Source organism: Domibacillus indicus, assembly GCF_023715895.1.
In the GTDB taxonomy this organism is placed as follows: Bacteria; Bacillota; Bacilli; order Bacillales; family Domibacillaceae; genus Domibacillus; species Domibacillus indicus_A.
The window spans coordinates 133,656-147,148 of the sequence record NZ_JAMBOO010000007.1 but is presented as its reverse complement, the minus strand read 5'-3'; the positions used below and the strand labels follow the sequence as shown (position 1 = coordinate 147,148).

The following is a 13,493-nucleotide window of genomic DNA, read 5'->3' as shown; positions in this document are numbered from 1 at the left end:
GAACGGTCTCTCAAATACGCTGCCGTCATGCTGCCAGAATCCCGTGGGCGCATTAGGTTGATTTTGAAAAAATTATAAAACCAGCACAGAAGTGAGTCCAGCTGCTCTGGTTCTTGTATGTATGATGTCACGGCTATTTTTCAAAATAGGAGAATCCATTTTGATCAGTCCTTTTCAAAATGGACTCTTTTTGTTTTACATAAGATGTAACATTATCAGGAATTTTGATTAAATGGCACTTTGATTACTTACACTGCATCCGTCTGGATCGGCGTGTTGTCTGTTGACATATGGGTCAATCCTTTTTCTGCCTTCAAGGACATAAAGAAACAAAGCAGAGAAAGCGGAGCACAGGACCAAACAACCATATATCCTCCATAAGAGTAAATGGTAAAAAAGATAAAGCTGATACTCAACAGGTAAAGAGAAAAAGCGAAATACATAATCATGCACCCCTTGTAAAAGGCAGCACGTTCATTCATTTGTGCTTCTTTTTTGCCGAGTTCTTTATGATGACGGTTAAAGGAATGGACAGAAGACAGCAGCAAAACGGCAAAAACAGGCAGGATATAAGCATATATATCAGGCTGCTGCAGACACACATACAAGCTGACTAAAAGAGACAATCCAGCAAAAGTTAAAAGGGAGGCTACATCGTAAAGGCCCGGGTTTTGTTTGGAATGGTTCATAACATCTTTTCCTTTCTTTGTGATGTAACTGCCTTTATATTTTGTCCCGATTTTCTTTTGTTCATAACTTTGTCACATTTTCACAAACATTTTTGTATAAATGGATCAAAAAAATGGAGGAGTTACAAAAGAATTTAAGGAAAACAAGCAATAAAAGAGCTGAAAAGTGGATATAATGCAGAGAAAGCGCTTTATATTTTCTTTATAGGAGCAGAGTAAAATGAATATCACAATCGATGAAGCACTTATCATTATTAATGAAGAATTATTAAACCAAAAGCCGTCCAGTTACAGAATTGAACGAAAAGATCATTATCCTAAGATAAGGGAAAATGATGTGCTGGCCAGCCTCGGCTGTTTAGGAACTGAGCTGAAAAAATCCGGTATTGTTCCTTTTCAAGATGCCGGTTACCTGCATCTTTTGCGGCTGGCTGAGCAGAAATTTGAAGTAGAGTTTCAATTTGGGGGAATGAAGCTGCCGAAAGAAGTATAATTCTGGCTGGACGGTTTCGATTCTCCCATCTACTGGGCTGGGCCAGGTCATTAAGATGTCTGTTTTTCCTTATAATTCTAAAAAACAGGCCTGAAACGAACAAAGCATAAAGAAAAATCCACCCAAACTGCCAGTAAATTAGGGGAGGAACAGCCGTAATGGTGTCATCCATGATCCTGATATTCAAAGAGAGTTGAAGTGGCAGCATCAGCCAGATAAGGCCTTTTGTATGTACAACCGAGTTGTTTAACGTAACTATGGAAATGTATCCAATTAAAACAGAAAGAACGCCCCACCACGTATTTCCCCTTTTTTGACGATCCCCCGTATAAAAAGCGCCCAAAGCACAATGGACAGTGTGGACAAGCTGAAGTGCGCTAAAAAGCCAAGAAGCACATGCACCGAATGAACCGGCCCGCCAAATGTATCAAAAACAATGAGATAGGCTGTTGAGCCAATACCCAAACAAAAGCCGATCAATAAGCAGATAAGAAACGCAGATAAGAAACAGCGATATATAGTAAGACCATCTGCTTTTTTTATGCATGAGTAATGTGCCGCTGACCTTGATCTTCGTGGGGTTTAGAATCCCATTTGCTTTAGCCGTGGGAGTGTCAAAATAATAAAACTTCACTTTGCTGAAGGCGGGAGATCTCTTGTATACGCCTTATTTAGCTGGTGAACAAACACCTGTTTCAATCTTGGGAAGAACCGTACAGAAAACCCCTCAAGCACAAAATGGACATCTCCCTGTGCTTGAGGGGTTCAGTATTTGTTTTACTTTAAGCTGATCGCTTGTTTCCCCATTTGTTCCCACGCAGCAATAAAAGCGGCTTTGTTTGATTTATTGTTTTTGATTCCTGTCAGCGGGTCATTAAAATAAATATAGTTTTCATCAAAGCCTGTCACGAGTACAGAGTGCTCTCTATACGTAATTTCCACCGGTCCATCTGGTGTTTCCCACGTCCTAAACTCTTCTTCTCCTAACACGTTGAATGTAGCGTTTGTAATAATCCAGACCGTTTTGTCGTCTTTGAGTTTGTTAATGACACTATCAAAGCTTTCCCCGGTGATGTTTTCTACTTTGCCAGGAAGATAGCGCTCAGCCAATTCGAAAATCGGCTCATTATACACGCCGTATCCCGGTGTTTCAAAGGAATACATGTCACCGACAAAACCCGTATGGGGGTTGCCAAAATAGGTTTTTCCATTTTGCTTCGTCATCGGTGTAGGGTCTCTTTTAATTTCTTTGGCAAGCTTCATCTTATCCGCGTTCACACCCGCATCCTGGAGCAGCATAGCAAGACTCGTCACTTCGCATCCCCGCGGCAGTTCAGGCATTTGATTGACTAAAGGGGCATCCAGAACTTTTTCTGTTACATTCGCTTCTGTGATTACACTCGCCTGTTTTTGCTCAGGCTCTGTTGCTTCTTTGGGCTGTTCTTCCTGGATGGTTTTCTCAGGCTCTGCTTGTTCGAAGGAAGAAACGGCCTGGCTGATGTCGTCTTTATACAAATTGAAGTTGTATACACAAAGAACGACAAACAGCACGAGTGATAAAAGAGAATAAATAAGAAGTGGTTTGGCGGGTTTTAAAAACCTGTTTTTTACATAAGCTGCTGCAAAAATAAGTGTCATGGCACCTGTGCCAAAAAGAAGGATAACCTCCATTGTTCAAACTCCTATAATTCGATGCCGAAAAAAAACAACACGGCATCTTTTATTTGTAAACCGTACTTTCTGCTTTTTTAGCCAAACGATTTCGCCAGCTTCCGAGAAACAATGAGGAAAAAAGATAGCTAAAAGGGAGCAGGAAGAGATTGATATCTAATCGTATTCTACCATAATCTGGTCAGGACGTTCATTGATTGATCACCTTTTATGCGGAGGAAGGTATAAGCGTTGGCGGGTTACATCTAGAAGATACCTATATGAGGGAGGAGAAGGGACATGGGAAGAAAGTGATTGACTGTATAGGGAAAAACCAAATGAATAATTTCTTTGTCAGAAAATATAACGATATGGCTTTACAATGAAGGAAATTTATTTATAATCATAGTAACCAGTTAAACAGATTTGTTTAAACTTGATTTTATTTAACAGATTTGTTTAAAATTAGTTTAACGGATTTGTTTAAACTGTCATCAGTCTTTCCAAAATTTCATCGTTTGCTAAATTAAAAGATCAAAGGGAATGGCTGAACTAAGAAAGAAAGCGCTTACGTATTTTTACCATCTGTTTCTATATTTAAAGGAGAGTGAGAAGATGAACCATTCACCAACAGAGTTAAAGAAAGATTTAAAGATTCGGCATATCACCATGATTTCTTTAGGTGGAATTATTGGAGCCGGATTGTTTGTAGGAAGCGGCTCACTTATTAATATGGCAGGCCCCGCTTCAATCTTTTCTTACGCCCTGGCAGGCCTGCTTGTCATTTTGGTTATGCGCATGCTGGGAGAAATGTCGATGGTCAACCCATCAAGCGGCTCGTTTGCGACCTATGCTAGAGAAGCACTTGGTCCCTGGGCAGGCTATACAATCGGCTGGCTGTATTGGTTTTTCTGGGTAATCGTAATCGCTGTTGAAGCCATTGCCGGAGCAAACATTATTCAATATTGGTTCCCGTCTTTGCCAAGCTGGTCCGTCAGTTTGATCCTGACTTTCTTGTTAACATTGACAAATTTGTACTCTGTTAAATCGTTTGGAGAATTTGAGTATTGGTTCTCATTAATCAAAGTAGTCAGCATTGGACTGTTTTTAATTCTCGGGGGAGCCATTATCTTTGGATTTTTCCCAGGCATTGAATCACCTGGAACATCTAATCTTATACACCACGGCGGCTTTTTCCCGAATGGAATCAGCTCTATTTTCCTAGGCATTACCCTTGTGATGTTTTCATTTATGGGAAGCGAAATTGTTGCGACAGCTGCAGGAGAGACGCCGGATCCTGAAAAAGCGATTACTGTGGCTACCAATAGTGTCATTTACCGCATTCTCATTTTTTATCTGGGCTCTATTCTTGTACTGGTAACGGTTCTTCCGTGGGATTCCCAGGATCTTTTGAAAAGCCCGTTTGTATCTGTATTGGAAATGGTCAATATTCCAGCTGCAGCACAAATTATGAACTTTATCGTACTCACTGCTGTGCTTTCCTGCTTGAATTCCGGCCTTTATACGAGTTCACGGATGCTGCTTACAATGGCGCAAAATGGAGACGCGCCTCGCATGTTCTTAAAAATTAATAAAAAAGGCGTACCCGTTCAGGCGATCTTAGGCTGTACCGTTATTTCTTACATCAGTGTGGCATTCAACTATTTGTCTCCGGATAAGATCTTTCTTTTCTTAGTAAACGCTTCCGGGGGAGTAGCGCTACTTGTTTATCTTGTTATTGCTTTTTCACAACTGCGCCTGAGACGCAAATATGAGAAAGAAAATCCAGGCGCGTTGCGCATCAGAATGTGGCTGTTTCCGTATTTGACGTATGCAACTATTCTAGCGATTTCGGCTATTTTTATCGCAATGGCATTTATTGATTCTCTTCGATCCCAGTTCTTCTTAACACTGTTGATCGCGGTTTTAGTTGTCGGTTCTTTCTTTTTGAAAAGAAACACACGGTCAGCAGATGCCGTTTCAAAAGAAAAAAAGCAAATGACCATTTAAAAACAGAATGCAAAAAAGAAAAGGAGCGAGTCCAAACCATTTGGACTCGCTCCTTTATTTTTTATAGAAACCGGAGGGACGTACTTAATTGATTTACATGCTGCTGATCAGCCCAGAGAATAAAATAGTTGTAAGTCGTTCCTTCAATCTGCACCGGCTTTGGATAGCGGACAATCAAAGCGGCCTGCCCGTTCATTTCCGGAGGCTGGTCCTCTGATGGGAAAATCAAGCAGGCTTCCTGCTGCTGGATTTTTGTATGAATGATTCTAGGCGCGGAGCCGTATGGCTGTAACGGGTGAAAGGCTTCGTTACGGCAGACTTCATGAATCGCTTCCTCTGAAGCAATAGCGGATATTTGAAAGAAACCGTCTGGGCCTTCATACCGCTCATCGCTTACTTTTTTCCAATGAGAAGGGTATTGAAATTGAACGCGATAGGAAGAATTTGTGAATGTTTTTGTCAGCGGCAAACGTGGCGCAGGAGACCATTGTAAAGCGGTAATAAAAGCCCCTTTTACAAGCTGGATTGGAACGGGGTGCTGGATATCTACCACCCACATCTCATCCGCGATTTCCTCAGTGCTGCATCCTGACAGATAAGCAACTTTTCGGCCGTTTGGCGACCATGTGACAGGAGTGGCAAAGCAATTAGAAAGAGCTTTTGTCCGGTCGTTTTCCCCTTGTTTTCCAGACGTTCGAATTAACGAAAAATACCCGGCTTCTTCAAAGGCAGTAGCACTGTAAGCAATCGTTGATGAATCAGGGGACCATACCGGAAAATAGTTTTTCGCAAGCGGTCCGCCTTTTATTTCAAATATTCTGCCTGTAGAGAGTTCCAGCGTATAAATCAGAGAGATACTGACACCAGGAGTGGTGAATAAGACGTATGCATCATCAGGAGAAAGGCGTACATTGTGAAGCGGCCCGCCAGTGTTTTGGGTAATTTGGCGTTTATGTGAGCCATCGCTTCTTATACGGTAAAGCTGGCTCGTTCCCGATGCATCCGGTGCTTGAAACAGCAGCTCCGCTCCGCCTTCAAACCATTGGACATCCGTTGCACCAGGCTCATTTATTTTTTGGGGTTGATGGGTGGAAAGAGGGTATAAGATAATCTGATTTTGGTTTGTATACGCTAGCGTTTGGCTATCTGGTGACCAACTGGGGTAAATGCCCAGCCCTTCTTCAAATTGATCAATACGGGAAACGGTTCTCTCCATTAAGTGGATAACATAGAGAATGTTGTTTTTTCCGACAAAAGCAATTTTCTGACTGTCTGGTGACCAAAAGGGGATTGAAAAAGCTTCTCCTAACCCTGTGGTCACCCGTGCACTTTCCCCGTTGTTTGGGTTATAAAGCCATATGTCATACGTTCCTTCACGATTAGAGGTGTAGGCAATAAAGCCATCATCGCCCGGAGGCGCATAAGGGATATGCAGTCTCATCCCAGGCAGCAGTCTATCAGACGGAAGGTGATTGGCTCTTCGGATCAACTCTGTATTAATGCGTCCTCCTGTTACTACGTTAAATCTTCTGGCAATGTCAAATAGCGTATCTCCAGGCTGCACAACATAATAAGGTGCGCCCTGGGGGACTTGTAGCAATTGTCCGACTTGAATCGTATAAGGAGGGCGAAGCTGATTGGCTTCAATAATCAACGATTGCGGAATGCCGAAAAATTGAGCAATGCCGAAAACGGTATCCCCCGGCTCAACGCGAATCGTATCAACACCAGGAGGAACAGAAAGCTGCTGCCCGACATAAATCGTATAAGGCGCCTTTAAGTGACTGGCAGCAATTAGAGACTCAAGCGGCAGCTGCCATCGCCTTGCGAGCTGATAAAGCGTGTCCCCAGGGCGGACTGTGTAAAAAAGCTGCATCCTCGACCCTCCCATTTTTATTTTTTAATAATCAGTTTAGCGTATTACAAACACGAGAAAAAAGTGCTTGTCCTTGATCCGTTCATGCTGAATTGGATAAAAGGATAGATCTTACTGCTTGGCAATTCGTTTGCTGCATATGGGGAACAGGCACATTCCTGCTATTCAATAAATGAACAATGCGTGAAAAGTATCTGTTTCAAGTTTAATACTTTCCCAGTCGGTCATATTAAAAGGGTATGTATATTTATGTGAAAAATTTTCCGTGAACCATTTCACAAATAATGTGTTTTATACTAAAATTTAAAAGTGTTTAAACTATTTTCATAGGTTATTATAGGGAGGGAATTATGGACACGTCTTTGTTGTTAGAGTATGGATGGATTTTAATTGTTTTAATCCTTCTAGAAGGTGTTCTATCGGCTGATAACGCCCTGGTTTTAGCGGTCATGGCTAAAAACCTGCCGGCAGAGCAGCAGAAAAAAGCGATTAATATAGGGCTGATGTTAGCTTTTGTATTCAGGATTGGAGCGATTTTTCTTATTTCGTTTCTTTTCCATGTTTGGCAGGTACAAGCTATCGGAGCCGCTTATTTAATTTTTATTGCCTTAAAACACCTGCTTAAAAAGAATAAGGGTCACGAAAAAGAAAAGAAAGTGAAAAGCTACCGCGCAACAGTGGCACAAATTGCGTTAGCGGATATTGCCTTTGCGATCGATTCGATTTTAGCAGCTGTAGCGCTAGTTCTGGCTTTGCCCGATACACCGATCGGTGCTATTGGCGGTATGGATGGCGCCAAGTTTATTGTCATTGTTCTTGGGGCGCTTGCTGGCCTGATCGTCATTAAATTTGCAGCCGGCTTTTTCGTTGAGTTACTTGTTAAGCGTCCAAGCCTTGAAACGGCGGCAATGGTGCTGGTAGGCTGGGTTGGGGTCAAGCTATTGATGCATACCCTTGCACACCCGGCTGTACATCTCATTTCTCATGATTTCGTTGAAGGACCTATTTGGAAAACGATTTTCTGGTCCGTGATGGTTCTGATTGCTTTAGGCGGCTGGTTTTTATCTAAAGGGCAGCCTGAAAAACTTAAAAGCGGGAACTAATAATATAGAAAATAAAAAGCGCCTGGAGCTTCCAGGTGCTTTTTTCGTTTTTTAATTTTATTATTTGCGTATAGAACACCCATTTGGTATGCTTGTTCTATAAAAGAAAATTGGAAATAAGGCTCATAGATGGAAATTATTTCATTGAAGTTAGAGCTGATGAAACCAACGGAAACAAAGAAACAGATGTATCAAAAAATGACCGAATTAAACACTTCTTTTTCAAACTGGCTGCTAAGTTATGAAGAACTGTCTAAAGCAACGTCTAAGGTCTACAAGCTTTTTTCTCAAGAAAAACTGCCTTCGGCAGTGGTGAATCAGACCATCCGTGAAGTGAAATCCAAGAAAAAGAATCAAAAAGCAAAAACGTTTCGCCGTTTTTGGTGCGGTTTTAATAATCAAAACCTCGCTATCGAAAAGGAAAACAGTTTATATAAGCTGTCTTTCCCTACGTTAGAAAAGAGAATTGGTGTGCCGGTTATCGCAGAAGTGTATCAGCAGCACTGGCTGGATAAAATTCTTTCCGGGCAGGCAAAACAAGGAGCCGCTGAGCTGTATGAGAAAAAAGGCAAATGGTATATCTCGCTTTCTATTTCATTTGAGCCAAAACGAGCTACTTCTTCTTCAAAAGTGATGGGCGTCGATGTAGGTCTGAACTATTTAGCTGTTGCCTCGGTGGGTACGAAAACGCTCTTCTTTCGCGGAAACGAGGCTGCTTTCATTCGAAGAACATTTTCTTCAAGAAGAAAAAAGCTAGGAAAGTTAAAGCTTCTATCCATTATTAAAAAATCTAAAAACAAAGAATCACAGTGGATGAAAAATCTAAATCATAAAATGAGCCGGCAAATCGTGAATTTTGCTGCAGAGAACGGTGTTCGCTGCATTCGAATGGAAGATTTGACGGGTATTCGCTACAAAGCAAAATCAAAAAAAGAAGCTGGAAGAAATCTGCACTCCTGGTCTCACTATCAGCTTCAAACGTTTATTGAATACAAAGCAAAAATGGCTGGTATTCAAGTCGAGTACGTGAATCCACATCACACTTCCCAAACGTGTAAATGTGGTCATGTTGATAAAAAGAATCGAAAAAGACACATGTTTTCGTGTGTCAAATGTCAATATACACTTCACTCTGATGCCAACGCGTCCATTAATATTTCGAAAGCCATCAGCGGCCTTTCAAAAAAGAAAAACAAGCAAGCAGCTTAACCTAGTCCTGTGGTAACAGCAGGACCGCCTGTAAGGTACATGTATGCCGAAGGTATACAAAACGAAGCAGGATGGGCTGATGACACCGCCCTTAACTGAAGGCGAGTTCTAAACAGAAATGGACTGGGAACGCGTTCGTACTTCAGAATCCCACCCGTCTCACCGCAAGGTGAAGGGCTTGCGGCTTTAGCCGTGGGAGTGTCAAAGTTTAATTAAAAAATAGGATGTGGAGCAAATGAAAACCTATTGCTGTGAAGACATGAAGTATCATGCTTCTTTTAAATGTAATGTTCATGAAAATCCCTTCGACTGTCCTGATCAGCTTGTCTACTGTGATAAGGATGGCAGGGAGTTTGGAATCATTATTCACGACGGGGGCAGCTCGATTATTGCAATTCAATATTGTCCTTGGTGTGGGAGCGATTTAGATTAAATACAAATAGGGTTTCCTATTTATTATGGAAAATGATAAGCATAGAAGATTATATTGACTGTAAATGCAGTTAATTCCATTATATTTGCAGAGTTGATTGTAGATTATCCAACTTAAGGATACTCATACAATATTATCTGTCTCTCTACCTATTTACTGTATTTTTGGAAAGTGCTAGAATCATTTTAATAAATTTGCAGAATAGGAGATACCCCTTTGAAAAAACTTTCTTTATTTACGGCTGCCACAGCCACTACAGTAGCGATTTCTAGTTTAGCCATTCCAGCGAGCGCGGCGGAGACCAGCCATCCTTTTACGGATGTAGGAAGCCGGTACGATGAAGCGGTCAGCTTTTTATATGATATTGAAGTAGTCAATGGGATTTCGGCTACAAAATTCGGTACGAGCCAAACGTTAACACGGGGCGATGCGGCGGTTATTTTAGCGAATATGCTGATGCTTGATACAGAAAGCGCACCAGACGCTGGATTTAAAGATTTAAATACTCGTGTAAGAGGATCGGTTAACGCACTTGCTGAAATCGGAGTGATTTCAGGTGTAACCAAAACGGAATTCAAGCCGGAATTGTCTCTCAGCCGCGGTGCAATGGCTAAATTCCTTGTAACGGCATTTGAGCTGGAGGATTATGCAGAGCAGACACCATTTACGGATGTTGGCGGCGTATTCAAGCCTTATGTTGAAGCTCTTTACGGAACAGGGGTTACATCAGGCAAGACGAGCACATCATACGGCACGAACTTAAATATTACGCGCGGCGAATTTGCCAATTTGTTATATGGAACGTATCTCTTTGTTGTTGAAAATTCTTATTTCCCAGTGGTTGCAAATGTACAAGTGACTTCTGCCACACAAACGAAAATTAATCTGACAGAAGCGGTGCCGGCAGACTATACAGCAGCTGATGTAGCAGCATACCTGTATTTCAGTGTTCAGTACAGCGATGGAAGTCTAGAGGAATTCGAACCTGCTTCTTATTCTCTTACAGCCGACCGCAAAGCTTTAGTGATCAACCATGCAGGTGTATCCTTAACAGGCAAAAAAGGAACGATGATTGTTGAAGACTTTGAATCCGAAGCAAAAGCAGCATTTGATTTCACAGCTGTGAAGACAACTTCAAGTGCAAATGCGGATTCTTCATTTGCACACACAGCAGGTCTTCCTGCAACGAAAGCAGCAGAATAAGCAGACAAAAAAGCCCAAACGTTTTGGGCTTTTTTTTATTTGTCCAAAACGGCACTGAACCGTGAAAGGAGCACGATTTTTCATCAAAAAAGTGTGCAGGCAGTCTTTCTTTAAGAGCAACTGCGGCCCATACTCTTAAAAACCGTCTGTCCAGCTGGATGGGCGGTTTTTTTATCTCAAAAGTGGATGACAGCCTTTGAGACATATTTTGCAGGCGTTTAGCCAATACTATCGGCTACAAATACGAAATTTATTCAAAGGGTGGGTTTTTGGTGCTGAAAATTTTATCTGTTCCGTTTGCGGAAAATAACATGACTGAAGCAGTACGCTGGACGAACGAAAGAATGGAAAAAGCTCTTCCAACTTTTATTGTAACGGCCAATCCGGAAATCGTCATGAAAGCCAGAAAGGATTCAAGCTTTTATGAGGTGATTTCTGCTGCTGATATGATTACACCTGATGGCATCGGTATTATCTATGCGTCTAAAATATTAGGATATTCCTTAAAAGAGCGAGTGGGGGGGTATGATATGATTCATGCCCTGCTTGAGCACAGGGAACATACAGGCGCGGCCACAAAATTGTTCTTGCTCGGAAGTACGGAAGACGTAGTGGCAGCTGCGGGCGAGAAACTAACAGACCTATATGGCCATGCTCGGGTTATGGGTACACACCACGGCTATTTTGAAAAAGACTCCGACGAGGAACGTCTCATTGTGGAACGGATCTCCCGTGAGAAACCGGATCTTTTATTAGTCGGTGCGGGTAACCCGAAGCAGGAGGAATTTATTCATCGGTTTAAAAATGAACTCGGTGCAACGGTGATGATTGGCGTCGGCGGCAGTTTTGATATTTTATCGGGGCGAATCTGCAGAGCACCTGAATTGTTTCGGAAATTAGGATTAGAATGGTTTTACCGCCTCTTATGTGAGCCGAAAAGAATAAAAAGACAAATGGTTCTGCCTGTCTTTGCCCTTCAAGTATTTGTAGAGAGAGTACGGCGCGGCAGCGGAGCTGTAGAGGTGAAATCGACAAAGACGAGGGTGTAAAGATCCCGAGTCAGCCACTAAATAAAGGCTTTCAAATAAATCCTTTCACACGATATGAATAAATGTACCGATTTATGTCTACAAAATAAATAATTGCCGGTATGGCTGCCATTCCTTCCAGCCGTCAATGGTGGCGGTCTTTGGAGAAAACGAAGCCTGAAGGTAAAAATATTAGTAGAAAGATGAGGTGGTTTTATGGGTAATGTATCGTGGATTTACAATGTAATAAAATTTCCGAAAACTCGTTCCTTTGACTATAACGCAGACGGCTATTATGAAGTTGAAAATAAACAGGGGAATAAAGCTAATCAAACGAAAGTATCTGTGGTCACGCCGGTTTATAATGCAGAAAAGTATTTAAGGAAAACGATCGACTCGGTTATCAACCAAACAATAGGATTTAAACACATTGAGTACCTCCTGGTTGATGATTGTTCAACGGATTCCTCCAGAAAGATCCTGTTAGAGTATGCTGCTAAATATAATAACATTCGGGCAGTTTTTTTAAAGTGCAATACGGGAACACCCGGACAGCCGCGCAACCTCGGCATTCAATTATCCACTTCTAAGTACATTACTTTTCTGGATGCGGATGATTGGCTTGAACCTTCTGGTTTAGAAACCTTGCACGATATTTTAGAGAAAACAGGCGATGACTATGCTGTAGGAAGAACCATACAGCTGAAATCGAATGGGTCCAAAATTGTAGGAGAGCATGAATCCTGTAAAGAGCGGAGAAATGTATCTCCTTACTCGATCCCTCATATATTTCAGCATTTGGGACCGCGGGCGAGGATGGTCAGAGCCAGTGTTATTAAAGATAATGGAATTGTGTTTCCAGAAATGAAGTTTGCAGAGGATAAACAGTTTTTTATGGACGTATTAATCCATTGCAATACCATTTCAACGACAAAAGCACCCATCTATTATTTGAACCGGCTTGATGATAATAATGCTTCACTTACAAAACAAACGAATATTATGCAAAAAACAGACAGCAATATCAAAGTGATTCATTATATCATCGATAAAAAGTTAGAGCCTGATAAAGAAAAAATGCTGCTCAATCGATTGTATGAATTTGATTCCGTCACACGATTGTTTAATACGGGCCATTTTCAAAAAACGAAACTGAAGGCACTCTACTACAATAAGTTCAATGAAATACTTAAAACGACAGAGGGGCTTCGCTATGAGGTCTCCGATAACTTTTTTCACCCATTAAATAAAACAGCTTATGAACTCTTCAAGGAAGGAAAAACGAAGCAGCTTGAAAAGCTATTTGAATGGGAGAGAAAAGAAAAAGTAAAGCCAGTGCTGATTAAAGACAATCTTCCTTATCATGTAGCTCCGTTCCTTGAAGAAAAATACCGGCATATACGGGTGCCGATGCTGGCCATTTTTAAAGAAGACCGGTTTTATGATAATAAGTATTGCCTGGACTTTAGGGTATACGGTGATTATATTGATCAAATTACCGATGTGATCATCAGGGACCGGGAAGAGGTGAATAGAGAATATTCCATCCCTGTTCAAGTGGATCAGGATGGACATGGAAGGCTGGAAGTAAGCCTTGATCTATTAAACCAGCTGCCGTCAGCGGGCTATGCGATGTTCCTGCGCTATAATGACTACCACAAAATCAATATTAGGAAACTCAATGAAAACCAAATTCGCTATGAAAATCGCGACTTTACTTTTTACACGACGATTCATTCAAATATGGGGTTAAAGGTAAAATAACTAAAAAAGAACCGGTTATTCGAAACCGGTTCTTT

Annotated in this window: 11 protein-coding genes; 8 read left to right on the top strand and 3 right to left on the bottom strand. The window is 41.5% G+C overall.

Features of this window, described 5'->3' with window-relative positions; genetic code table 11:
• Nucleotides 1–248 precede the first annotated feature (248 nt).
• Nucleotides 249–689: a hypothetical protein gene (locus tag M3221_RS13240; RefSeq protein WP_251272225.1), complete on the bottom strand. Its 441-nt coding sequence runs from the start codon at nt 687–689 to the stop codon at nt 249–251.
• A 220-nt stretch (nt 690–909) separates the two neighbouring features.
• Here M3221_RS13240 and M3221_RS13235 point away from each other — a divergent pair, with 220 nt between their 5' ends.
• Nucleotides 910–1,182 carry a hypothetical protein gene (locus M3221_RS13235; protein WP_251272224.1) on the top strand — a complete coding sequence of 91 codons (273 nt, stop codon included), beginning with the start codon at nt 910–912 and terminating at the stop codon, nt 1,180–1,182.
• Between the two features lie 777 nt (nt 1,183–1,959).
• Here the strand turns inward: M3221_RS13235 and M3221_RS13230 are convergent.
• On the bottom strand, nt 1,960–2,853 hold the full coding sequence (locus tag M3221_RS13230; protein WP_251272223.1) for a C39 family peptidase: 894 nt from the start codon (nt 2,851–2,853) through the stop codon (nt 1,960–1,962).
• Nucleotides 2,854–3,447: 594 nt separating this feature from the next.
• On the opposite strand from M3221_RS13230, the gene M3221_RS13225 reads away from it, so the two are divergent.
• Nucleotides 3,448–4,842, top strand: a complete 1,395-nt coding sequence (locus tag M3221_RS13225) for an amino acid permease (protein WP_251272222.1) — start codon at nt 3,448–3,450, stop codon at nt 4,840–4,842.
• Between the two features lie 61 nt (nt 4,843–4,903).
• Here the strand turns inward: M3221_RS13225 and M3221_RS13220 are convergent, their stop codons facing one another.
• Complete coding sequence (locus tag M3221_RS13220; protein ID WP_251272221.1) at nt 4,904–6,718, bottom strand: LysM peptidoglycan-binding domain-containing protein; 1,815 nt, start codon at nt 6,716–6,718, stop codon at nt 4,904–4,906.
• Between the two features lie 350 nt (nt 6,719–7,068).
• Here M3221_RS13220 and M3221_RS13215 point away from each other — a divergent pair, with 350 nt between their 5' ends.
• The 6 genes from M3221_RS13215 to M3221_RS13195 all read left to right on the top strand — a co-directional run bounded on the left by M3221_RS13215 (nt 7,069) and on the right by M3221_RS13195 (nt 13,458).
• Entirely contained in the window at nt 7,069–7,821 is a 753-nt protein-coding gene (locus tag M3221_RS13215; protein WP_251272220.1) for a TerC family protein, read from the top strand.
• 129 nt (nt 7,822–7,950) lie between these two features.
• Nucleotides 7,951–9,030, top strand: coding sequence for an RNA-guided endonuclease InsQ/TnpB family protein (locus M3221_RS13210; RefSeq protein WP_251272219.1), 1,080 nt, complete (start codon nt 7,951–7,953; stop codon nt 9,028–9,030).
• A 235-nt stretch (nt 9,031–9,265) separates the two neighbouring features.
• Nucleotides 9,266–9,463 (top strand): DUF6980 family protein, encoded by a 198-nt coding sequence (locus M3221_RS26825; protein ID WP_396120279.1) that lies wholly within the window; start codon nt 9,266–9,268, stop codon nt 9,461–9,463.
• Nucleotides 9,464–9,679: 216 nt separating this feature from the next.
• Nucleotides 9,680–10,666 (top strand): S-layer homology domain-containing protein, encoded by a 987-nt coding sequence (locus M3221_RS13205; RefSeq protein ID WP_251272218.1) that lies wholly within the window; start codon nt 9,680–9,682, stop codon nt 10,664–10,666.
• Between the two features lie 272 nt (nt 10,667–10,938).
• Nucleotides 10,939–11,715 carry a WecB/TagA/CpsF family glycosyltransferase gene (locus M3221_RS13200; RefSeq protein ID WP_251272217.1) on the top strand — a complete coding sequence of 259 codons (777 nt, stop codon included), beginning with the start codon at nt 10,939–10,941 and terminating at the stop codon, nt 11,713–11,715.
• 195 nt (nt 11,716–11,910) lie between these two features.
• Nucleotides 11,911–13,458 carry a glycosyltransferase family 2 protein gene (locus M3221_RS13195; protein ID WP_251272216.1) on the top strand — a complete coding sequence of 516 codons (1,548 nt, stop codon included), beginning with the start codon at nt 11,911–11,913 and terminating at the stop codon, nt 13,456–13,458.
• The last annotated feature ends 35 nt before the right edge of the window (nt 13,459–13,493 follow it).